Origin of the sequence: Streptomyces dengpaensis, assembly GCF_002946835.1 — a bacterium.
Classification (GTDB): Bacteria; Actinomycetota; Actinomycetes; order Streptomycetales; family Streptomycetaceae; genus Streptomyces; species Streptomyces dengpaensis.
Window position 1 is genome coordinate 450,104 of sequence record NZ_CP026652.1, and the last position, 20,544, is coordinate 470,647.

Consider the following 20,544-nt stretch of genomic DNA (forward strand, 5'->3'; position numbering starts at 1 on the left):
CGTCAGCCTGCGAGGATGTCGCGGACCATCGGGAGCACCTTGGTGCCGTACAGCTCAACTGTGCGCAGGCGGGCGCTGATCGGCTGTGCCCCCGTGGTGTAGATGAGGTCGAAACGGCCGACGCCGAGCGCCTTGATGGCTCGGGCCATCTTGCGGGCGACCGTCTCGGGCGAGCCGATGTAGAGCGAGCCGTGCTCGATCTCGGCCTCGTACTCCTCCTTGCGGAGCGGCGGCCAGCCCCGAAGCGCGCCGATGCGGTCACGGATGACCTTGTAGTGCGGCCAGTGCAGCTCCCGGGCCTCCTCGTCCGTGTCGGCGATGAAGCCGGGCGAGTGCATTCCGACCGGGTGGGCGGTCGTGCCGAACTTGTCGGTGGCTCGCTGGTAGAGGTCGATGTAGGGCGCGAAGCGCTCCGGGCTGCCGCCGATGATGGCGATCATGAGAGGGAACCCGTAGTGCGCTGTGCGGATGACCGACTGGGGTGAACCGCCGACACCGACCCAGGTGTTCAGGTGCCCGGACTCGGTCTTGGGGAAGACGTCAGCGCTGTCGAGCGGAGCCCGCTTGCTGCCGCTCCAGGTGACGGGCTTCTCCTCCAGCAGTTTGGCGAAGAGCTCGATCTTCTCCTCGAACAGCACGTCGTAGTCGGTCAGGTCGTATCCGAAGAGCGGGAAGGACTCGGTGAAGGAGCCGCGCCCGAGGATGACCTCGGCGCGGCCGTTCGAGAGGGCGTCCACGGTGGAGAACCGCTGGAACACGCGGACCGGGTCGTCCGAGCTCAGCACGGTCACGCCGGACGAGAGGCGGATACGGCTGGTACGTGTGGCGATGCCGGCGAGCACGGTCTCCGGAGTGGAGATCGCGAACTCCGGACGGTGGTGTTCACCGAGCGCGATGACGTCGACGCCGGTCTGCTCCGCGAGAACGGCCTCGTCGAGGACCTGCCGGATGGCCCGCGCGTCGGACACCAGGGTGCCTGAATCGTCCTCCGGCACATCGCCGAACGTGTCCAGACCGAAGGCGAGATCAGACATGGCTTGGCTCCTTCGTGAGCAGTTCCCTCACCCGCGGGGCGACTTCGCTGCCCAGCAGCTCGATCGTGCGGGCCCGGGCTTCGCGGGGGAGGTTCATGACGTCGTACTTGAGATCGAAACGGCTGAGGTGCAGATCGCGGGCCATCGTGGCGATCTTGCGTGCGACGGTCTCGGGGGAGCCGACGAAGAGCGCTCCCTTGTCGACTTCCGACAGGTAGCGCTCGCGGTTCGGCTTGTAGAACCCGCGCTCCTCCGCAAGGGCGGCGACGACCGGTTGCCAGTACTGCCACCAGGTCTCGATCGCCTCCTCGTCACTGTCGGCGATGAGCCCCAGCGAGTGCTGGGCGACGGGCTGCCTGGTGTGCCCGAACTGTTCGAGCGTCCGGTGGTAGAGCTCGACGTGACCGGCGAAGCGCTGGGGGCGTCCGCCGATGACGGCCAGCATGAGCGGCAGGCCGTAACGTGCCGCGCGGACCACGGAGTTCGGGCTGCCGCCCACGCCCATCCAGGTGGGAATGCCACCGGGCGGCATCCGGGGACGCAGTTGCTGCTCGACGAGCGGCGGCCGGAACCGGCCCGACCAGGTCACCGTCTCCTCACGCTGGAGGCGCATGAACAGGTCGAGCTTCTCCTCGAACAGTTCCTCGTAGTCGGCGAGGTCGTAGCCGAACAGCGGGAACGACTCGGTGGCCGATGCCCGCCCCAGTACGAGCTGGGCACGGCCGTTCGACGCGGCGTCCAGCGTGGAGAACTCGTGGTACAGCCGCACGGGGTCGTTGGTGCTCAGTACGGTCACCGACGTGCCGAGCCGGATGCGTTCCGTCGCGGTGGCGATCGCGGCGAGCAGGACGGGGGTGGCGCTGTCGTTGTGGCCTGCACGGTAGTGCTCGCCGACGCTGAACACGTCGATCCCCACGGCTTCGGCCAGCTTGGCCTCCTCGATCAACAGGCGAACGGTCTCGGCATCGCTCAGCGGCCGGCCGCCGTCGGTGGCTACCTCTCCGAACGAGTTCAGCCCCAATTCGAACGCTGTGGCCGTCATGGACTCCTCCTACTGGCAACCGGGACATCCGATGTCGCGCGGCAGCGATTGGTTGACGTATCAATCATTGTTCAACATAATTGACGTGTCAACCAAAGCCAAAGGGGGTGGCGCCATGGGAGAGCAACGCAGAGCGTTCCACACCGCCGAGGAACTGCGGATCTGGCAGGACTTCATCGAGACGACGGAAGAGCTCCGCTCCGAACTCTCCTCACGCCTGCACGGCGAGTCCTCCTTGTCACCCGGCGACTTCGCCGCGCTCCTCGCGCTGCGAGAAGCGCAAGGGCGGCTGCGCCCCTCCGAACTGGCGGCCCGCATCGGCTGGCAGCGCAGCCGGCTCTCGCACCAGATCAAGCGCATGGAGCGACGAGGGCTGATTCGGCGCGAGAAACACGTCACCGACGGCCGAGGCGCCGAGGTGGTGCTCACGGCCGAAGGCAGGGAAGCATTCCGCAACGCATGGGTGCCGCATCTGCGTGCCGTCCGCGAACTGTTCGTCCATCCGCTCACGCCGGACGAGCTCGAGGCAGCCGGGCGGATCGCGGCGGCGCTACGCGACCGCCTGAGGGCATCTCGTAACAGCTGAGGGGTTGTTGCCGCGGGCGAACGGGAGTCACTGCCCTATACAGCCCCCGGCCTTCCCCTCGCCCTTCGTCCTCGCTCCGCGACCGCCGCCCAACACATCGAAGGCGCCGCCACCGAGGTCGGGCGTGGACCGTCCATCCGGGACACCTTCCCCACACCGGGCAAGGTGACCTGGCCGCCGACCACAGGGCGTGGACTTCCACCGCCATCTGGCGGACGGTCTCGTCGACCGGGCCCTCGCCATCTACAACGCCCGCCGCTACACCCGCGAGCACCGTGCCGCCGTAGCACGGCAGCAGCGCCTGCTGCCTCAACGAGTTGGTGACCAACGCAATCCGGTAAGGCGGCCCCGTTGGACTGCGCCTGATCCGGGAGGACGTACTGGTCTGCGAGGTCACCGACCCGAGCAACACCCAACCGAAGCTGCGGCGGGCTCGAACGACGGACGAGGGAGGCCGCGGACTCTTCCTCGTGGCCTAGCTCACCACCCGCTGGCGCTGCCGTGACGGGCAGTCGGGCAAGACCTTCTGGCGGAGCAGTCCTTCACCGAGCAGACCGGTCCGGCTTTGTGGGACGCGAAGGCCCTGGTGCCGTGACATGCCGGTCCGGCGGACGCCGCCAGCTGCCAGGTGGGCCCGGAGGCGCGGCCCGAGAAAGTCAGAGCAGGACAGGCCGTGCCGCGCCTCCGGAGTCGGGGCGACCGTCAGGTGGGGCCTGGCGGGGCAGGGGCCATCACGTGGCCGAAGATCCCGCAGGTTTGGTGAAGTGTCAACTAGTCTACACTTTCTCCATGGAAGAAACGGTGCGGTGGTTGACGCCGGAGGAGCAGCATGCGTGGCGCAGCTTCGTCCGCCTTCAGGAGAGGCTCCGGGGCCGGTTGTCACGCTTGTTGCAGACGGAGTCCAATGTCTCGCCCGCGGACTTCGCAGTGCTGGTCGAGCTGACGGACGCACCTGATGGGCGGCAGCGGTTTCTGGATCTTGCCCGTGCATTGGAATGGGAGAAGAGCCGGATCTCCCACCAGATCTCCCGTATGGTCAAGCGTGGCCTGGTGGTGCGGGAAGAGTGTCCCGAGGACGGGCGCGGAGCCTTCGTGGTCATCACGGACGCGGGGCGCGCGATGATCGAGGCCGCTGCCTCGCGTCACGTGGAGGCGGTGCGCGCTCTGTTCCTCGACCATGTCACGCCGGCGGAGCTGCGGACGCTGGCTCAGATCTCCGAGCGCGTGGTGGAAAAGCTGGACGAGGACGCGTCCTGACCGGGACGGGTCGGGGCGAGCCGTGTCGCGTGGGTGGTCCGACGCGGGTCACATGGCCAGAGCGCCTGTTCGGCAGTGCAGACCGGCTCGCGACCTATGCGGGACCGGCCCCCACCGCGCACGATTCCGACGCGTCAGCGGGAACCTGCACCACCCCACCGCTACCACCGCGGGCTGCAACGCGTCTTCTACATGTCCGCCATGAGCAGCATCCACTTCTGCCCGGAATCCCGCCGCTTTTACCAGTGCAAACGAGCCGAGGGGAAACGCCACACCCAGGCCGTCCTGGCCCTGGCCCGGCAACGCGTCAACGTCCTCTGGGCTCTACTTCGAGACGGACGCCGCTTCGAACCCGCACAACCCGCCGCAAGTTCAGCTTGACAAGCCCATGGGGAAGTCTGCCGCCTCGCGACCACCCGCGCCCAAGCGGAACGAGCCGGCATCTGAGCACAATCCACCTGCTCTATCGAACCGGACCGCACTCATCGACGATCATGGTCGGCTCCGACAGGAACACATCCCGGTCGACGCGGCCGTAAGCGATGTTGAACGTGTCGAGCCAGTACGACCAGCCGCGGATTCCCAGCGCACTGGTGAACCGGTAGTTCAACTGCCATCGGACCCACTGCCCGGGAAGCAGTCGAACTGCCGGCGGCCTGCGCGGCCGAGGTGGCAAACCGAAGAGTGGCTCCACACGAGCGAGCACCCGGAGCCGATCGCCTTCGTCCCTCAGGCTGACGCCGATCTCGCGAAGATCTCTCTGGCTCGAACGTGGCTGGAAGCCGTCACGCTCGGACATCTGGACGAAGTGGGCGAACTCGGAGGGCACCTGAGGCAATGGGAAGCCCAACGGCGCCGCATTCCTGCGAGCAGCAGCCTTCCCGCCCCGAGACTGCTTCGTCCAGGACGTCTTGATCCACTGCACCGCGATCGCCACTGCACCTGCCCTTTCGCCTAGAGCCTACGGTCAGCACTCCCTTGACGTCACCAAGGTTCCGACACGGTTACCTGCTGCCACTTCTCAGCAACACTCCTCAGGCTTCGAGCCCCAGACTGCTGTCCGAAGCCGCCTGCAAACATTCCCCGATCTCACCTACGCAGCCCGGCTGTCCGAACGCGGTGACGAGCTGGTCCGTGGTGACGATGGCATGGGCGTATGTGGGGCCGTTCAGTTCCAGTGCGGCATGGATCTTTTCGGGAGTGAGGGCCGCGGTGGCGTCACGGACCAGCGTCACGCGGTAGCCCAGTTCCAGGTCCTCACTCTCGGGCATGGTCGCTACTCTCGGGCATGGTCGCTCCACATCTCACCAGGGGGCGATTCAGCGGATGGCAGGGAGGCACACGGGTGCCAGAGCATGGAATGGGTCTGATGCGGCCCTGCGGCCGTCATGGCCTGCAGAGATGAACATCGTCCGGCCTCGTGGGGCGGGAAGAAGCGGTGTCGGGCAAGGCGGCGCCCGCGCGGGCCACGGCGCCAGTGACGGCGGCCAGCAGCGCCAGGAGGATGACCACGATGCCGTACCCGGTGGTTGTGGTGCGCAGGCCGAGGTACGGCACAGCAAGCCCGGCCAGCACGGCGGGAACGCTGAGGGCCAGATAGCTGACGAGGTAGACGGAGGCGAACAGTTCCGCGCGCTGCGCGGGCCCGGCCAGTGCCGCGAGCGAGCGGAAGGCGCCCAGGAAGGAGCCGCCGAAGCCGACGCCGGCGATGGCCGTTCCGACAAAGAACAACGGCGCAGAGGCCCCGGTCAGGGCGAGCAGGCTAAGACCGGTCCCCGCAGCGAGCACAACCGAACCGGCGACCATCATGCGCCGTGGCGCCAGGTGATGCACCAGTAGGGAGGCGGCGGCTGCAGCGCCGTAGAGTGTGGCCACCACCAAGCCGCCGACCAGATGACTTTCGATGTGCAGGACGGCAGCGGCCAGCGAGGGACCCAGCGCGAGGTAGAGCCCGCCCATGGCCCACACGGCGACGAGGCAGGGCGTGGCTGCCAGGAAGGCCCTGCGGGCCGGAGTCGGCACGGCCACCCGTGGCTGCAGCGAAGCCCAGGCACCGGGCTGGGGCGAGACCGGATCGGGCAGGAAGAACACCACCACGGCCAGCAGCACGAAGACAACGGTGAGCAGGACGAAGACCAGCACCGTGGGTGCTGGCGCGTACTGCACCAACAGGCCGCTGCCCAGCGCCCCTACAGCCAGTCCGGCGGCGGGGGCAACGGCGTTTACGACGGCGCCGAGGCGCGAGGTGGGTGACGGCTGCAAGTCCATCAGCCCGGCGCTGATCGCCCCCGCTGCTGCGCCGGTCGCCAGGCCCTGCAGGATGCGAGCCAGCAGAAGTGGCCCGACGCCGTCAGCGGTGAGGAACACGACCATCGCCACGGCCTCGACGATCAGTGAGGCGGCGAGTACGGGACGTCTACCGATGTGATCAGAGAGCCCTCCGACGATCAGTAGCGCGACCAACAGAGCCACGACGTACACCGCGAAGATGTCGGTGAGCACGATCGGCGAGAAGCCCCAGCGGTGCTGATAGACCACATAGAGCGGGGACGGGGCACCGGCCGCGGCCAGGAAGGCGAGCAGAGCAACACCCAGCAGCCAGAAGCCGACCGGGCGCGGCACTCGTCGTGTGAGGACTGCTGGCGGCATGGTGCTCACAGCTCCCCGACCGCTGCACCGAACTCCAGCTCAGTGCGGGAGCGTTCCTGCATCCCGCGCTGCATCAGCGCGCCGATCCGGGCAGCGCTCGACGGATCACGCGCCAGGACCTGGAAAAAGCCCGCATCGACATGAACATCCTCCTTCGGCGGTAGGCCGGCCGCGTTGATCCGGCGCTTGGCCAGCCGCACAGCCGCCTCCGGGAACTTGGCGATGCGCTCGGCGAGGCCCTCGATGTAGGCAATCAACTCACCATCCGGCAGGGCCTTGTTGACCACGCCGATACGCTCGGCCTCCCGTCCGTCGAGGTCCTCGGAGCCCAGGATCACCTGCATCGCCTGGCCGCGGCCGGCGAGCCGCACCAGCTGCTGCACCGCTCCCGCACCGGGGAAGGTGCCCACCCCCACCTCGGGCTGCCCGATCACCGCACGTTCCAGGGATGCGAACCGCATGTCGCACGCGTACAGGAACTCCGCACCTGCACCGCGCGCCCGGCCCTCGAGGACCGCGATCGTAACGGGACGCGCCTCACTGAGCCGCCGGTACAGCGCACCCAGACCGACGTCGTCCGGCCCCCCGGACGCCGCCGCGGCAGCCGTGTACTCAGCAATCCGCTTCAGGTCCACATGCGGGAGGAAGAAGTCCGCATCCGCACTCCGGAAGACAACAACGCGCACATCGCTGTCGGCGTCGGTCTCGTCGAGCAGCGCGACCAGATCCGCGACGAACCGCTCGTCGATCAGATTGATCGGAGGGTTGTCGATCGTCGCCCACAGGACCCCGTTGCGCAGCTCGGTCCGGATCGTCTCGTAGCTCCAGGCCATCGTCCTCAGCTCCTTCAAACGCGTCCACTTGCGATTTGCAAGCGACACGCCAACACTGGCAGCCTTGCTTGTGATTTGCAAGTGACAGGCGTGCGCCCCGCACCACGCGCCTAAGGGTCGCTCCCGGCGCCCGGGCGTGACGTTGGTGAACCGACGCCGGACCAGCCCGGGCGCTCCGCACGCAGGAAACAAGCAGCCTGCGCGAGAGCTCCAGCAGGCAGGAACTGGCTCGGTCCACGACTTGATGGGCAGGCTAATTACCTGGAATTTCTGCGAGGCCCAGTTAAATGTGAGGGAAAAGCCGAAACCGAGAAAGCTTTTCAGGTCCACCCGTGGATTGGATACCGTCCGTCTTCCTACGGGCACCGGGTATTTGCTGTGCCTTCAGCCGGATTCGGCTGGGTTACAGGTCTGGCTGGATTCCCCTCGCCGTCCTGAGCGAAATGACCGACAAGATGCTTTGGTTGGCCGATCGCCCTCCCGAGTTTTCCGATCAGCCGAAGCCGTTTTGCGAGGACGGCGTCATCCGCGACGATTCGGACGGCGTGCAACGCCTCATCAGGTGCAGACGGCAGCGCTGAAGACCGCTGGCATGCCGTTGTCCCCGCCATCCCGGCGGTTCGCCGCATACAGTCGGGCCTTGGACCTCACAGTCCTCGGCGCCCGTCACGGCACGGCGCATGTCCATGCTTGCGCCGTAAAGGCTCTCGGGGTCGCCAGAACTCTCCGATATCCAGGCGCGAGTGCCTCGCCGGTGTCCGCATCATCAAGTTCATCGGCTTATGGCTCCGTTCGCTTCAGCTCGGTCAGCGTCGCCTCGACCGCTGCGATCGCCTTGCTCGCTTCTTTCTCCCCGATGTCCAGGTAGAACACGGCTCTGGCACCGTCCTCGCCCGAAGGCAGCACGTGGACGCCTCGGCGGTGCATTTCCTCGACGAAGACGGCGGCTTTGGTGTCCGTCAGGCGGAAGCGCACGATGTTGGTGTGCACCGTCGACGGGTCCAGATCGACCCCGTCGAGGGATGCCACTGCTTGGGCGAACCGCCGCGCGTGTGCATGCGTTTCGTGAAGGCGCGCGCGGTGGTGCTCGGACATGCAGGGCGCCGGCGGCGACGATGCCCGCCTGTCGGAAGCCGCCTCCGAGATTCCGCGGCGGCGCTGCGGGGAGGGCGGCGCCCCACGGCCGGCAGCGGCGACTCGGGAACCGGGCGCGGTCGCACGGCTACGTCCGCTTGACGGGCAAGGCCGTTGACCGCCAGCGATGCCGCACGCTCGGCCGCCGCGTGTTCCCCCGCACCTGACCCGCGAGCTGGAAGAAACCTTCGCCGCGGACGAGCTCGCCCAGGCCCGGGTCAAGGCGCCGGCCATGCAGGTGTTCGTCAATGCCGATCCTGAGGCGCCGGCCTCCTACCGCGCCGCCGACACGATCGCCTTTTACCTGCAGCATGATCTGCGCGAGGGCCTCTGGGAGACCGCGTCACCGTTCAGTCCAACCGGCGCTCGAGGTCCTACGATCCCGGCAACTGGATCGACCAGATCTCCCCGACACCCCTCATGATGGTGGTCGGCACCCACGACACCGTCGCCCCCACCGACCTGGCCCCTGGCGCCTTTGAGCACGTACTCGAGCCCAAGGAACTCGTCCTCATGCCGGGCGATCACTTCGATCCCTATCTCGGGCTTCGAGGCGGGCACCGATGCCGCGGTGCGGTTCTTCCGCACGCACCTGCAGGCAGGGTGAGACGACGGGGTGGCCCATCAGGAGGCACGGCGGGGCGCCCCTCCCCCAGGCCGCGGCCTCCGGTCCGGATCAGGGCTCGTCCGGTCACCCATGCTTTAGAATTGCAAGTAACTGGGTTTGGGAGGTACCGGTGAAGCGTCGAGAACTGGGCCATTCGACATGTCCGATCGACCGCTCTCTGTCCGAGGTCGGCGACACCTGGACACTCCAGATCCTCCGTGACGCCATGCACGGCGTCACACGGTTCACGGACTTCAACAAGCAGATCGGCGTCGCGTCCAACATCCTTTCCGCACGGCTGCAGAAGCTCGTGGCCGTTGGCATCTTCGAGATCCACGAGTCGACGCTCGGCAACTCCCACGAGTACGTCCTCACCGAGAAGGGCCGGGATTTCCACACCGTCCTCTCAGCCCTGCGCCAGTGGGGGCAGAAGCACCTCTTCGAGGACGACGAGCCGATGAACCGTGTCATCGACGCCCGGACAGGACAACCGCCCCGCCCTCTGTCCCTCACCGCCGAGGACGGCAGGGAACTGTCCCCCGACGACCTGCTCCTGGTCCAGTCGCGGGCGGCGGACCCCATCGAAAAGGCGACACCAATCGACACGCCTCGTCGCCGCCAGGCGTGACGGGGTGGCCCACGCCGCCCTCCGGGTGCTGCTCCAGCAGTTACCGCAGCTAGGGCCAATTGCGAAAGTGGATCTTGGTCGTGCACCGTGGTGGGACGTTCCGGAGCGGTACGGGCCGTAGGAGCAGGTGTACGACCTGTTCCGCCGCTGGCAGCGCGATGGCACCTGGAAGCGGATCTTCGAGAGGCTGCAGGCCGCGGCGGATGCAAAGGGCCTCGTCACGTGGGACATCAGCGTGGACTCCACCATCGCGCGGGCGCACCAGCCCGCTGCCGGGGCGCGTACGGCGACCTCGCGGCGGAGGTTCCCGGCAAGGTCGACGTCGCGACCAAGCGTGCCGGACCGTACGCTGCGCGCTCTGGCCGAGGCCCTCATGGCAACAGATCGTCTGTCGGCACGGTCGCGTTGTGGTGGGCGCGGATGAGCGCGATCACGGTGTCGGCAGTGCGGTCGAGGTGGCTGCGGCCATCGGGCAACCGAGCCGTCGGGCTGATGTAGCTGCGCGGCCCGACGTGCGTGGCCGGGTCGAGTCGGTGCACGGTGATCTTCCCGGCGCGGATGGCCCGGTTCCATGCGCTGCCGCGGAACAGCCGCCAGCGCTGAGGGAAGATCCAGGTACCGACCCGCTCGATCCGGTCGCTCGCACTGGTCAGCTGATGCAGCTGCTCGGCACGGCTGAGGTCGTTGGCGCCGTTGTGGAACCCACCGAGCGTGATCAGCAGGAGCGGGGAGCGCAGCTGGGTGTGCAGTTCATCGACCGCGCCGCCGGCGACCTGGGCACCGCCGCTGTAGCTGAGCAGCACCACAGGGATACCGCTGTCGGGCTGGTAGCCGGCGAGCCGGAGCTGCGTGGCGATCTGGGAGCCGACGGCCCGGTTGTACAGGGGGCGGTACCGGTGGTCGGCGGCGACGAAGGTCTGCATGACATTGTGCAGGAACAGCAGCAGCCCGATGCGGCGGCGCAGCCACGCCCACACCGGCCGCTCGGCAAGCGGGTCGGCCAGCGGCGAGTAGGGCAGCACCTGACCCAGCACCCGCAGCTCCGGCGCTCCGGCGATCAAGGCCTTGACCAGCAGGCCGCCGTCCCGGCTGTCACGGAAGCGGCGCTTGCCGATGCCGTCCAGGTAGACCAGGTAGGCACCCGGGGGTCTATCGGGGGCCGCACCCCGGGCATAGGGCACGCCCTCGGGAAGTGCGGTGGTGGGGGCCCGCCAGCCGGCGCCGTAGGCCAGAACCTCGTAGCGGGCCAGCAGGGCTTCGGCGAGCAGAGCCGGTCCGATCGCGCAGACCCAGAGCAGGAAACCGTTCATGCGACCGACACCCGCGCCTCGGCCGCGCTGATCCTCACGACCAGACGCCGAACGGCCTCTACCGCGACACCAAGCCCGGCCCCGGCGACGGCCACACAACCGGCGGCGCCCCACCAGCCCAGCCCGGTCGCCGCGGCGAGCGGGCTGACCAGCCCGGCCCCGGCACCTACAAAGAGCAGCAGGTGGAGGAAGGGCCCGAGCAACGGGAACGCCAGGACGGCAGCGAGCATCAGCGGGGCGACCAGGCCTGGTGTCCACACCAACTCTTCGCCCGGGGGCGGAGAGGACAACACCAGCTCGGCCAGGGTCCATGCGGTCAGCGGCCACAGCGCGAACACCGCACCCTCGACGAGGCCGCCGGCCAACATAAAGCTGGCCACGAGAGTCCGCGACATGCCAGGCCGGCGCACCGCCAGAGGCAGGATGCGCCCGACGGCCTCCGACACCCCGGCGAGCAGCAGCAGGGCGACGACGATGAGTGGCATGACTCAGCCTCGCTGTGACGGATCGACGTGAGCCGACTGACCGACCGAGCCGTTCGCCTGCAGATACCGCTCGAGTTCGTCGGCGGCGCGCCGGTATCCACCCGCCTCGTGCTGGGCAACCTGCAGGGTTGCCGCGGCTGCCCGGAACCGGGCGTCGTCGAGCAGGCGCCCGGCGAGGGCCCGCACGGAGCCCTCGGTGACGTCCTGGGTACGGATCGACAGGCCGGCGCCGAGCTCGACGACGCGGCGGGCCACCAACGGCTGGTCAGCGCCCTGCGGGACCACCAGCATCGGAACCCCGGCATACATGGCCTCGTTGACGCTGTTCATCCCGCCATGGGTGACGAACAGCGCCGCCCGCTCCAGCACCTCCGGTTGCGGCACGAAGCGGCGGGCGAGCACATTGGCCGGCAACGGACCCAGCGCGGCGGGATCGGTCTGCCCGGTGGAGACGATCACGGTGCCGCCCAGCGGGGCGAGCGCGGTGGCGAAGCTGCGCAGCAGCTGCGGGTCGGCGGTGAACACCGTGCCCAGGGAGGCGTACAGCACCGGGTCCTGCAGTCGGTCGGCCGGGAACGACGGGTCGACCGGGCGGGCGCCGATGCTTGGGCCGACGAACCGGTAGGACTGGTCGAAGTCCTCGGCGTCAGGCTGGAACACCCGGGAGGTGTAGACCACATTGAGCGGCTGGCGGATGTTTTCCAGGTCGAGCGGTGGCAACCCACGCGTGTCGAAGCGGCGGCGCAGCCACCAGCGCGACCGCAGGTAGTCCAGGACGCTGCGGGGCTGAGTCGTCGCCGTGGCCAGCAGGCCCCACGAACCGCTGGTGGGGCTGGGCATATGCCGGTTGAACGCGAACGTGGTGAACGACGACGCCGCCGGCACCTTGAGTTCGCGGGCAGCGACTGCGCCCCACAAACAGGCGTTGTCGTGGACGACCAGGTCGGGCTGGATGCGGCGCAGGTCGGTGAGCACAGGGGGCACCAAGTGGACGGCGGTGCGCGCAAGCCCCTCCATGAACGTGACCGCCGTCGGCCGATCGGGGAACGGCTGGTCGCCCCCGGGGTAGAGGCACACGGTCGCGCCAGTGGCCGCTATCTGCTCACTGAACGCGGGCGAGGTGTGGTACGTAACGGAGTGACCGCGCCGGACAAGCTCGGCCACGACCGGCAGCGTCGGGTTGACGCGCCCGTGCATGGCGATGTTGAGGAACGCGATGGTACTCACAGGGCGACCCCCGCTACGGAAGAAGTCGATGCCTCGCCCGGGTCGGCAGACGCCGCCGGAGGATCGTCGACCCGATACAGGCCCGGCCCACTGATGCGCAGCCCGTCGAGAAAACGTCCCGCCGTGCGGGACGCGGTGCTGATCAGCCGCTGGGAATGGCCGAAGTCCCACGGAGATGGCCAGGCGTCGATGCCGGTCGGCAGCACGACGGTCGGGATGTGTCGGGACACCTCGTGCAGATCACGCTCGATCTGATGGTGCATCAGCAGCAGTCCGGCCCTGGCGGCGACCGCGCCGGCCCGTCGGGGCGGGACGACCGGGCTCAACGGCGAGCTCTCCGGCCCGCTCGACACCACCACCACGCTGGCCGCCCCGGACTGCAGGGCCGCCAGTACCGGGACGTAAGCGATCACCCCGCCGTCGACGAGCGTCCTGCCCTCACGGTCCACCGGGGGCAGCATCCCGGGAATGGCCGCGCTGGCCAGCAGCGCGGACTCGAGGTCCCCGTGGTCGAGCAACGCCGGAGCCCCGGTGCCCAGGTCCATGGCCACCGCGGTGAACGGTACCGCCAACTGCTCGATCCGCGACGGCAGCCCAGCCCGGGCAATCAGCCGACGCAGGCCGCGATCGGTGAAGATGCTGGCCCGTGAGGACAGGTAGCCGAGCGGATACACCTCACGGCGGCGCAACCGGGTCCACACGTGGTCCAGCCACGGCGCGGCCCTGTCGGGGTGGGCGGCCGCGATGGCCCCGTTGAGGGCGCCCACCGAGGTTCCGATGATCATGTCCGGGACGAATCCGCGCTCCTCCAGCGCGTACCCGACACCAACATGCGCCGCTCCGAGCACGCCACCGGCGCCCACCACCACGGCCACGGGACGGGGAAGGGCGCGCAAGCCCGCCGACGTCGAGCCCTCGGGCGGCCGGCTCGATGACAGGGAACGCGTCCCCTTGTCGCCCGTCATGGTTCGACGCCTCTTGTGGCCACGACCACTCGTCGAGTCGCCCCCGCTGAAGCCCAAGCGAGCCCATGAGACCGGTATCCGGCCACAAGCAATCATCGTGATCCACCTTTTTCACCACGGCACCGAATCGAATGGGTCTCTCAACCACCTCAGGGCGGCAACCCGATCCGTGACGCCAACCGCCCGACGTGTCGGGTGAAGCCGTCACTGAGACGTGCGACGACGCGCCGCGTCCATCGGCCGCGAGGTGCATGGCGCCTCGCGAGATCCGTGGTTCTGGTACCCGGATCGAGAAGCATTGAGGTAGAGCAGGTCGCTGCCGTCTCCTCCGGGGAGCGAGGTCGGCGTGCGGTGTCAACCGTGTCGACAATCGTGACCGTCTCGTCGAGCGGCGCCCGGCCCGTACGGGCGAAACCCACCGTGACATCCTCGAACCCGATCGACATGCCGCAGAAGAGCATCAGCTCGTCCGGGGGTGACAGGACCTCCGCGACGGTCGCGTGGTACTTCGCCCATGCCATCTGCGGGCAGCTGTGCAGCCCTTCAGCGCGGAGCAGCAGCATGACGGTCTGCAGATAGATGCCGGCGTCGGACCATTGGGCCGGGCCCATGTCGCGGTCGACGTAGCAGAACAGGGCGGCGGGTGCGCCGAAACAGTCCCAGTTCGCGGCAGCGGCCCTCTGGCGTGCCTCCAGGTCCTCGCGCGGAATACCGAGTGCGCCGTAGCGCTGCTCGCCGAAGGCGGACCGGCGTTCGCGGTACGGGGACTTCAGTACGGGCGGGTACTGCTGGTACTCCGGCGCGTCCCAGGGGTCGCATACGGCCAGGCGCTCGCCGGTGCGCTTCTTGAGCTCGGCCAGCGCCCCGCCGGTCAGCACATAGATGTGCCACGGCTGGAGGTTCGATGCGGACGGCGCCCAGGCCGCGGCGGACAGCACGCGCTCCAGCACCTCCCTCGGGACATGCCGGTCGGTGAATCCCCGCACTGCCCGTCGGCTCGTGACCGCCTCATAGACGTCCAACATCGCCCACCTCCCATCTGCTCAACGTTTACCTTCGTTATACTAGCGACAGTATCATTCAATACCATCTCAAGTGTAACAATCCTCGGGTGCACATCCCCAGCCCTTGGTTTCCCGCCTCGGGCATCACTTTTTGGAGGAAGTCCATGGCCACGCTGCTGCACATCGACTCGTCCGTGTTCCCCGGCGAGGCGTCCTCGTCCCGTTCGGTCGCGGACGCCTTCCGCAAGGCCTGGGAGGAGCAGCACCCCGAGGGGACGGTGATCTACCGCGACATCGCCGCCAGCCCTGTCCCGCACATCACGGCCGACGCCCACACCGCCTGGTTCGCCTCCCCGTCCGAGCGCACCCCGGAGCAGTCCGCCGCGTTCGCCGCGCGCGTGAAGCTCATCGAGGAGCTGGAGAAGGCGGACGCCGTCCTGATCGGCGCCCCCATGTACAACTACTCGATCCCGTCGACCCTCAAGGCATGGCTGGACAACGTGATCTTGCCCGGCCGCACCGCCGGCGAGACTCCCTCCGCCCAGGGCACCCCGGTCACCGTCGTCGCCAGCCGCGGCGGCTCCTACGCGCCGGGCACCCCCCGCGAGGGCTACGAGTTCGTACAGAACTACCTGGAGGCCGTCCTCAAGGGCTCCCTCGGCCTGGACCTCGACTTCATCGTCCCGGAACTCACCATGGCCCCCCGTAACCCGGCCATGTCCGAACTGGTCCCCCTCTACGAGGCCTCCCGCAGGCGCGCCTTCGAGGACGCGGCCAGGAAGGCCAAGGAACTCGCGGAACGCCTCGCCGTGTAACCCCCGGCCATAGACGCCGTGTGACGCCTCGCCCCAGGACGTCACACGGCGTCCTCGTCGCCTGCGCCCTCTCCGACGGCAACGGTGACGCTCAGTCCCTGGGGGCCGGTAGCCCGGAGCTGGGGGCGGCCGGGGCGTTCGGCCCGCAAGCAGGCCGCGCATCGAGACGACGGCGATGCGTGTGAGGGTGAAGAGCATTCCGCCGGCCAGGTATGCCGCGCGGTAGCCGAGCGGCCGGCTCGGTCCCCGTCGGCGATGGAGGCCTGACCTGCGCCCGGAGCCAGGGCCGGCGCGTAGCGACGACGGCCGCAGCTCTCAAGGCCGGGTTCGCCGCGAAAGCCGCATGGGACGACGCACGCCCGCGCGGCAGGCAACCGGTGCGCGGGCGCGCTTACGCCTCTCCGCCTGCGGGATAGGCGAACCGGGTCAGCAGATCCGTCAGCTGCTCGGGCTCGCCGGGCCCCAGTTCGGCAACCAGACGCTCAGCCAGCGGCACCGCCGCCGCATGAGCTGCATCGAAAAGCTCGATGCCCTGAGGCGTGATCTCCACTGCCCGCACCCGCCGGTCCCCCGGAACAGCCTTGCGTACGGCCAGCCCCTTACGCTCCAGGTCGTCCACGACCCGCATGACTCCCGCCTTGTCCGACCCCGTCGCCGCCGCCAGGTCCCGCTGCACCACGGACCCGCCGTCGACCAGCACGATCAACACGGCAAAATGCCGCAACTCGATGTCGAGAGGCCGAAGCGCCTCCGCCATCACCGCGGCCGCGCGCCAGTGCGCCCGGCGCAGCAGCAAGCCGAGAGCGAAAGGCGAGGTATCCCCGGGACGGTCGGTCGCACGCGAGGCGGTGGTTTGAGGAACGTCGGCACTCATGTGAGCACGTTACCAAGCTACAAATTCATTCGATACGGTATCGTTTGAAATTAAACGGCTACGTCAGCTACGGCCCGTTGCCTCACGCCTGAAAGACCTGGTCAAGACCGCGACTAGGTGGAGTCCCGCGGCGGAACTCGGTCGAAGACGGATTCCAGGTGGGCGAGGTTTCCGTGGGCGTCCCGCTGCAGAGCACGCGGACTTGGCACCCGCTGAAGTACCGCCAGCCAGGCGGCTACGTCGGAGGCGTCCCGGCGTGTTCCTGCCCCGTCCCGCCCTGAGAATGTTCTTACCGGTCTCCGCACCACACCAACTGGCGCTTCTCGATCTCGTCGGTGAGCGCGGCTGGCAGTGCCAGTACTCTGAGGGCGAGACGGTGCTGCGGGTGCCCAGGGCGGATGCGGTGCTCTCCCGCCCGGACGACGCCAAGTGCCCTTGGCTGCGAGTCTGGCCGTCCCACCCGTCATGTGACCGCTGTTGCGTTCCCTGGCCGATCTTCCTGCCGCAGTAGGGCCGGCAGGCTGCAGCCACACACGCAACGCTCTGCTCACATGGCGACGTGGTCTTTGCTCGACCCGATGTGGCCAGCGAGAGCCACGTCGGCACAAGGGCTTATTTCGCCGAGGGCCTGAGGCTGTTCGTGTGTGACGAATCGGCTGCTCACACGCACCCTTGAGCCAGCTGTCAGTGCGGGCGCCCGGGCATGATCCAGACGCTTCCGCTGGCCCTGCCGGGCACGCCGGTGGACCTCCACCACATCGAACTGACCGCGCTCTACTCCACGGGCTGAGGCGTTGGGATCGACGATGTCGCAGCCGCACACAACGGTGAGCTCTGGGTCCCTGGTTTCGAGGCGTGACCGATGAGCATCAGAGTGGGTCGAGGCGGGTCTTGAGCAGGCAGAACTCATTGCCTTCGGGGTCGGCCAGGACATGCCACTGCTCCTCCCCTGTCTGGCCGATGTCGGCCGGGCGAGCACCGAGCTTGAGAAGGCGTTCGAGCTCGGAGTCCTGATCGCGGTCGGTGGCGTTGACGTCGATGTGCAGCCGGGATTTCCCCTTCTCCGGCTCATCCCTGCGACTGAGGAAGATCGTCGGCTGCGGACCGCCGAACCCTTCGCGCGGCCCGATCTCCACCGAGCCGTCGTCCTCGCGATCGAGCACGACGAAGTCCAGGACCTCGCACCAGAACCGCGCCAGCACCTCAGGGTCGCGGCAACCGAGCACGAGCTCACCGATACGACATGCCATTAACGAAACCTACTCTCAGCCTGGGAACTGCAGGGGAGGCCACACGCGAACCTCATGGCTCCCAGCAGCGAAAACGATCCCGCGATCGTACCGGGCGAGGCAGCACGGGCGAAGTGATTTCAGGGCTGCCCCTGTCCGGGCAGCCGGGCAAGGACGTTGGCCCTGCAGTCGGGAAGCTGACTTTGAGACACGACCTAGTTCTAGGCGCTATACCGCTTGCACCGACACACCTACGGCGGAACAGGACCCGGCAACAGCCTACTTGGGTATCGGATCAGCATCCGGTACTCCGCGGGCAGCGAGGTCATGGCCAGTGCCCTGTGCTGCTCCGCCCGCAGCGACGAGACCGCTTCGCCGGTGGCCATTCGAAGCGACTTGGGGAGGGCAGGCAGGATCAATGTCAATGGCTGGCTTTTGATGTCACCTCAGGTTGGACGAGAACCGAGGGATTGCTGGAGCGCCGCTCGGGAATGAGGGAGAGTCAACGCGCCCCAGGACGGAGTCCTGGGTGCCGCGAGGCAAGTCCAGCTCGTCCGGCACCAGCCGCTCGACTACCCCCATGCCCGAGACAACGAGCTACCGCCGATCAAGCCACCGTCTTGTCGTGCTGTCGGCGCACGATCTCGGAGATCCAGATGGGCGCGAACGGAGATGTGCACCCCGGGGAAGTCGGGTAGTCCTTGAGCACCTCCAGGCGCTCACCGATGTCGATTGCGCGGGTGCGGTGCTCGGCGTGCTCGATCCCGATCTGAGCCAGGCAGTGGTTCATCGCCCACTGCAGGCGACCCGGGGCGTCTTTCATCTCCGCCTCGATGACGTCGAGCAGTCCTGCGAGGTCGACGCCGGCGGGCTTCTTCGCCACGCGTTCGGTGGTCAGTGCCCAGCCGGCACTCGCGACCACTGGATCCGGATCGGCGGACCAGGCCAGGCGCAGCTCTTCGGAGTGCGGGTTCTTCTTCACCACGTAGTTCACGAGCCAGTCGTGCACCTTGGGCTTGCGCGCCTCGCGCAACATGACGTCCAACTCGTCACGCTCGAACGCCTTCGGGCGGCAGATCAGGATCGCCAGCAGTCTCGCCGCGGTGTCATCCGTCTCCCAGAGCTGGCACGCGAGTTCCTGCTGCGTCTTCAGCCGCTTCGCGAGCGCGCGCAGCTTGCCGAGATTCACACCGTGATCGTCACCGTGTTTCTCGTTCACCTCGCGTGTCTTCGGGTCCTCGAGCTCGGCCAGTTCGGCCATCACCTCGGCCACCATCGTCTCGGCCACCTCAGCCTCCTGTCCGTCACGTGCGAGATTCAGCCTACGAGGGAAGTCGGCCTGCTGTCGTACACGCCGGTTCGGCGGCAGCCACCGACACGAACGACACAGTCCAGGACCTGTTGCCGTCGAGGCTCGCCGGCCCCGTGGTCGAACTGATCAAGATCCGGACCCTCGCCGAGGCCGGGGTCCCGCCGGCGCGGGAGCTGCTACAGGCCGACTTGCCAAATGAGACGACTTCCTAGGAGCGCAGAGCGTCGACGGGCTCCATGCGGGAGGCCCGCAGTGACGGGTAGAGACCGGCCAGGAGTCCGACGAGGGCTCCGGCGACCGGGGCTCCGAAAGCGAGACGGACGTCCAGAACCGGAGTCCAGTCCCTGATGGCGGAGACGGCCACCACGACGACCATGCCCAGGACGGCGCCGATGACGCCGCCGATGAGTCCGATGGTCGTCGACTCGACCAGGAACTGGCCGGCGACCTGTCGTCGCGAGGCGCCGAGGGCGCGGCGCAGTCCGATCTCCCCGATCCGCTCCATGACCGTCACCAGCGTCACGTTGGCGATGCCGATGGCCCCGACCACCAGCGAGACCAGTCCGAGTACCAGGAACAGGCCGTTGACGTCGCCCTGTACTCCCTTGCGTGCCTTGGTCAGGTCGGGCGGTGCCGTGACGGTGAGGGCGTCCTCGGCTCCGGGAGCCAGCGCGATCGGTGCCTGCTGGGCAACCTGCTTCGCCGCGCCGAGCGCGGTGTTGATCAGTACCCGGGTCACGACTCCGAGGCCCAGCTGGTCCGTGGCTGTCGTGGGCGGCAGGATCACCGCGGTGGAGACCTGCTGTTCCCGTTCGGCTCCGCCGAGAATCCCGATCACGGTATAGGCCTGGCCCTTCAGGAAGACCGCGGGAGAGTCCTGAATCGAACTGATGCCAAGGAGCCGTGCGGCCTGGTCGCCGAGCACCGCCACCCGGTCGTGCCTGGCGATGTCCCCGTCGTCGAAGAAGCGCCCGGCGGTCATCCTGCCGCGCACCGCTGCGGGCAGCGTGGGGGACGCGGCGAGGACCGCCATGGCCTGGCCGGTGACGTCCCCGGGAGCGACCACGTCATTCGCACGGACCTGGACGCTCGCGGTTGCCTGGGAGTCGGCGATCGCGGCCACCGAATCGACCCCGGCCAGCCGCCGGACCGCGTCGACGCCCGACCAGTCCACGAGCGGGACCGGGTCGGCCGACGGGGGCGGCGGGGGTACCACCACGGTGACTGAGGTGGCGGTGAGGGCGTCGAAGCGGCCGACGATCTGGTTGCCCGCAGTGGCCGAGACTCCGATGGTGATGACGAGGGTGGCGATGCCCAGAACCGTGCCCAGGGTGGTCAGGGCGGAGCGCACCGGACGGGCGAGCACCCCTGCCAGCGCCTCGGTCCACAGGTCCCTGAAGTCCATCCAGGGACGCTCGATGCCCCTGGCCTTGCCGCGGCGCCGTACACGTCCCCGCCGAGCGGTGTGCCGTCCGCCGGTGTACCGGTCGGCGATCGGCGGGGCCAACGGGTCCAACGGGTCTGCCGGGTCCACTGGGCCTGCCAGGTCTGCC

20 protein-coding genes and 3 pseudogenes are annotated in these 20,544 nt (G+C 68.3%); 7 read left to right on the forward strand and 16 right to left on the reverse strand.

Features of this window, described 5'->3' with window-relative positions; genetic code table 11:
* Positions 1 to 2: 2 nt before the first annotated feature.
* Positions 3 to 1,034: an LLM class flavin-dependent oxidoreductase gene (locus tag C4B68_RS02105; RefSeq protein WP_099505947.1), complete on the reverse strand. Its 1,032-nt coding sequence runs from the start codon at positions 1,032 to 1,034 to the stop codon at positions 3 to 5.
* Positions 1,027 to 2,076 (reverse strand): LLM class flavin-dependent oxidoreductase, encoded by a 1,050-nt coding sequence (locus C4B68_RS02110; RefSeq protein WP_099505948.1) that lies wholly within the window; start codon positions 2,074 to 2,076, stop codon positions 1,027 to 1,029. The genes C4B68_RS02105 and C4B68_RS02110 overlap by 8 nt, the downstream gene beginning before the upstream one ends.
* Positions 2,077 to 2,191: 115 nt before the next feature.
* Here C4B68_RS02110 and C4B68_RS02115 point away from each other — a divergent pair, with 115 nt between their 5' ends.
* The 4 genes and pseudogenes from C4B68_RS02115 to C4B68_RS42860 form a co-directional block, all read left to right on the forward strand.
* On the forward strand, positions 2,192 to 2,662 hold the full coding sequence (locus C4B68_RS02115) for a MarR family winged helix-turn-helix transcriptional regulator (RefSeq protein WP_099505949.1): 471 nt from the start codon (positions 2,192 to 2,194) through the stop codon (positions 2,660 to 2,662).
* 308 nt (positions 2,663 to 2,970) lie between these two features.
* A pseudogene (locus C4B68_RS42855) lies at positions 2,971 to 3,138 on the forward strand (ATP-binding protein); the annotation flags it as partial.
* 313 nt (positions 3,139 to 3,451) lie between these two features.
* Positions 3,452 to 3,919, forward strand: a complete 468-nt coding sequence (locus C4B68_RS02120; protein WP_099505950.1) for a MarR family winged helix-turn-helix transcriptional regulator — start codon at positions 3,452 to 3,454, stop codon at positions 3,917 to 3,919.
* A gap of 68 nt (positions 3,920 to 3,987) precedes the next feature.
* Positions 3,988 to 4,300: pseudogene (locus C4B68_RS42860) on the forward strand (transposase); the annotation flags it as partial.
* 82 nt (positions 4,301 to 4,382) lie between these two features.
* Here C4B68_RS42860 and C4B68_RS02130 read toward each other — a convergent pair.
* The 4 genes from C4B68_RS02130 to C4B68_RS02145 form a co-directional block, all read right to left on the reverse strand.
* Positions 4,383 to 4,856 carry a hypothetical protein gene (locus C4B68_RS02130; RefSeq protein WP_099505951.1) on the reverse strand — a complete coding sequence of 158 codons (474 nt, stop codon included), beginning with the start codon at positions 4,854 to 4,856 and terminating at the stop codon, positions 4,383 to 4,385.
* A 97-nt stretch (positions 4,857 to 4,953) separates the two neighbouring features.
* Complete coding sequence (locus C4B68_RS42865) at positions 4,954 to 5,190, reverse strand: hypothetical protein (RefSeq protein WP_240634137.1); 237 nt, start codon at positions 5,188 to 5,190, stop codon at positions 4,954 to 4,956.
* 115 nt (positions 5,191 to 5,305) lie between these two features.
* Positions 5,306 to 6,568 (reverse strand): MFS transporter, encoded by a 1,263-nt coding sequence (locus tag C4B68_RS02140; RefSeq protein ID WP_099505973.1) that lies wholly within the window; start codon positions 6,566 to 6,568, stop codon positions 5,306 to 5,308.
* Positions 6,569 to 6,573: 5 nt separating this feature from the next.
* A complete protein-coding gene (locus C4B68_RS02145; RefSeq protein ID WP_099505952.1) occupies positions 6,574 to 7,401 on the reverse strand; it encodes an enoyl-CoA hydratase/isomerase family protein in 828 nt (275 codons plus the stop codon).
* Between the two features lie 443 nt (positions 7,402 to 7,844).
* Here C4B68_RS02145 and C4B68_RS41645 point away from each other — a divergent pair, with 443 nt between their 5' ends.
* Positions 7,845 to 7,982, forward strand: a complete 138-nt coding sequence (locus tag C4B68_RS41645; protein ID WP_167458989.1) for a hypothetical protein — start codon at positions 7,845 to 7,847, stop codon at positions 7,980 to 7,982.
* Positions 7,983 to 8,181: 199 nt separating this feature from the next.
* Here C4B68_RS41645 and C4B68_RS02150 read toward each other — a convergent pair whose 3' ends face one another.
* On the reverse strand, positions 8,182 to 8,496 hold the full coding sequence (locus tag C4B68_RS02150; protein WP_143674496.1) for a hypothetical protein: 315 nt from the start codon (positions 8,494 to 8,496) through the stop codon (positions 8,182 to 8,184).
* 776 nt (positions 8,497 to 9,272) lie between these two features.
* Here C4B68_RS02150 and C4B68_RS02155 point away from each other — a divergent pair.
* Entirely contained in the window at positions 9,273 to 9,770 is a 498-nt protein-coding gene (locus C4B68_RS02155; protein ID WP_099505954.1) for a winged helix-turn-helix transcriptional regulator, read from the forward strand.
* Positions 9,771 to 10,141: 371 nt separating this feature from the next.
* Here C4B68_RS02155 and C4B68_RS02165 read toward each other — a convergent pair whose 3' ends face one another.
* The 5 genes and pseudogenes from C4B68_RS02165 to C4B68_RS02185 form a co-directional block, all read right to left on the reverse strand.
* Positions 10,142 to 11,080, reverse strand: a complete 939-nt coding sequence (locus C4B68_RS02165; protein WP_099505955.1) for a hypothetical protein — start codon at positions 11,078 to 11,080, stop codon at positions 10,142 to 10,144.
* Positions 11,077 to 11,565 carry a hypothetical protein gene (locus tag C4B68_RS02170; protein WP_099505956.1) on the reverse strand — a complete coding sequence of 163 codons (489 nt, stop codon included), beginning with the start codon at positions 11,563 to 11,565 and terminating at the stop codon, positions 11,077 to 11,079. Before C4B68_RS02170 ends, C4B68_RS02165 begins: the two co-directional genes overlap by 4 nt.
* A 3-nt stretch (positions 11,566 to 11,568) precedes the next feature.
* Positions 11,569 to 12,792, reverse strand: a complete 1,224-nt coding sequence (locus C4B68_RS02175) for a macrolide family glycosyltransferase (protein ID WP_099505957.1) — start codon at positions 12,790 to 12,792, stop codon at positions 11,569 to 11,571.
* The gene (locus tag C4B68_RS02180; RefSeq protein ID WP_099505958.1) at positions 12,789 to 13,757 is read right to left on the reverse strand and encodes a patatin-like phospholipase family protein; all 969 of its coding nucleotides are present in this window, start codon (positions 13,755 to 13,757) and stop codon (positions 12,789 to 12,791) included. The genes C4B68_RS02175 and C4B68_RS02180 overlap by 4 nt, the downstream gene beginning before the upstream one ends.
* A gap of 362 nt (positions 13,758 to 14,119) precedes the next feature.
* Positions 14,120 to 14,779: pseudogene (locus tag C4B68_RS02185) on the reverse strand (nitroreductase); the annotation flags it as partial.
* Between the two features lie 146 nt (positions 14,780 to 14,925).
* On the opposite strand from C4B68_RS02185, the gene C4B68_RS02190 reads away from it, so the two are divergent.
* Positions 14,926 to 15,576 (forward strand): FMN-dependent NADH-azoreductase, encoded by a 651-nt coding sequence (locus tag C4B68_RS02190; RefSeq protein WP_099505959.1) that lies wholly within the window; start codon positions 14,926 to 14,928, stop codon positions 15,574 to 15,576.
* A 391-nt stretch (positions 15,577 to 15,967) separates the two neighbouring features.
* Here the strand turns inward: C4B68_RS02190 and C4B68_RS02195 are convergent, their stop codons facing one another.
* From C4B68_RS02195 to C4B68_RS02220, 4 genes are all read right to left on the reverse strand, one after another.
* Positions 15,968 to 16,450: a MarR family winged helix-turn-helix transcriptional regulator gene (locus C4B68_RS02195; RefSeq protein ID WP_099505960.1), complete on the reverse strand. Its 483-nt coding sequence runs from the start codon at positions 16,448 to 16,450 to the stop codon at positions 15,968 to 15,970.
* A gap of 869 nt (positions 16,451 to 17,319) precedes the next feature.
* Positions 17,320 to 17,700 carry a VOC family protein gene (locus C4B68_RS02205; protein ID WP_099505961.1) on the reverse strand — a complete coding sequence of 127 codons (381 nt, stop codon included), beginning with the start codon at positions 17,698 to 17,700 and terminating at the stop codon, positions 17,320 to 17,322.
* A 586-nt stretch (positions 17,701 to 18,286) separates the two neighbouring features.
* The gene (locus C4B68_RS02210) at positions 18,287 to 18,955 is read right to left on the reverse strand and encodes a DNA alkylation repair protein (protein WP_099505974.1); all 669 of its coding nucleotides are present in this window, start codon (positions 18,953 to 18,955) and stop codon (positions 18,287 to 18,289) included.
* Positions 18,956 to 19,199: 244 nt separating this feature from the next.
* Positions 19,200 to 20,396, reverse strand: a complete 1,197-nt coding sequence (locus tag C4B68_RS02220) for an ABC transporter permease (RefSeq protein WP_099505975.1) — start codon at positions 20,394 to 20,396, stop codon at positions 19,200 to 19,202.
* Positions 20,397 to 20,544 lie beyond the last annotated feature (148 nt).

Excerpts from the sequence above, each read along its gene's own strand:
- C4B68_RS02105 (WP_099505947.1), bottom strand. The coding sequence starts at position 1,034 with ATGTCTGATCTCGCCTTCGGTCTGGACACGTTCGGCGATGTGCCGGAG.
- C4B68_RS02110 (WP_099505948.1), bottom strand. The coding sequence starts at position 2,076 with ATGACGGCCACAGCGTTCGAATTGGGGCTGAACTCGTTCGGAGAGGTA.
- C4B68_RS02115 (WP_099505949.1), top strand. The coding sequence starts at position 2,192 with ATGGGAGAGCAACGCAGAGCGTTCCACACCGCCGAGGAACTGCGGATC.
- C4B68_RS02120 (WP_099505950.1), top strand. The coding sequence starts at position 3,452 with ATGGAAGAAACGGTGCGGTGGTTGACGCCGGAGGAGCAGCATGCGTGG.
- C4B68_RS42865 (WP_240634137.1), bottom strand. The coding sequence starts at position 5,190 with ATGCCCGAGAGTGAGGACCTGGAACTGGGCTACCGCGTGACGCTGGTC.
- C4B68_RS02140 (WP_099505973.1), bottom strand. The coding sequence starts at position 6,568 with ATGCCGCCAGCAGTCCTCACACGACGAGTGCCGCGCCCGGTCGGCTTC.
- C4B68_RS02145 (WP_099505952.1), bottom strand. The coding sequence starts at position 7,401 with ATGGCCTGGAGCTACGAGACGATCCGGACCGAGCTGCGCAACGGGGTC.
- C4B68_RS41645 (WP_167458989.1), top strand. The coding sequence starts at position 7,845 with ATGACCGACAAGATGCTTTGGTTGGCCGATCGCCCTCCCGAGTTTTCC.
- C4B68_RS02150 (WP_143674496.1), bottom strand. The coding sequence starts at position 8,496 with ATGTCCGAGCACCACCGCGCGCGCCTTCACGAAACGCATGCACACGCG.
- C4B68_RS02165 (WP_099505955.1), bottom strand. The coding sequence starts at position 11,080 with ATGAACGGTTTCCTGCTCTGGGTCTGCGCGATCGGACCGGCTCTGCTC.
- C4B68_RS02170 (WP_099505956.1), bottom strand. The coding sequence starts at position 11,565 with ATGCCACTCATCGTCGTCGCCCTGCTGCTGCTCGCCGGGGTGTCGGAG.
- C4B68_RS02180 (WP_099505958.1), bottom strand. The coding sequence starts at position 13,757 with ATGACGGGCGACAAGGGGACGCGTTCCCTGTCATCGAGCCGGCCGCCC.
- C4B68_RS02190 (WP_099505959.1), top strand. The coding sequence starts at position 14,926 with ATGGCCACGCTGCTGCACATCGACTCGTCCGTGTTCCCCGGCGAGGCG.
- C4B68_RS02195 (WP_099505960.1), bottom strand. The coding sequence starts at position 16,450 with ATGAGTGCCGACGTTCCTCAAACCACCGCCTCGCGTGCGACCGACCGT.
- C4B68_RS02205 (WP_099505961.1), bottom strand. The coding sequence starts at position 17,700 with ATGGCATGTCGTATCGGTGAGCTCGTGCTCGGTTGCCGCGACCCTGAG.
- C4B68_RS02210 (WP_099505974.1), bottom strand. The coding sequence starts at position 18,955 with ATGGTGGCCGAGGTGATGGCCGAACTGGCCGAGCTCGAGGACCCGAAG.
- C4B68_RS02220 (WP_099505975.1), bottom strand. The coding sequence starts at position 20,396 with ATGGACTTCAGGGACCTGTGGACCGAGGCGCTGGCAGGGGTGCTCGCC.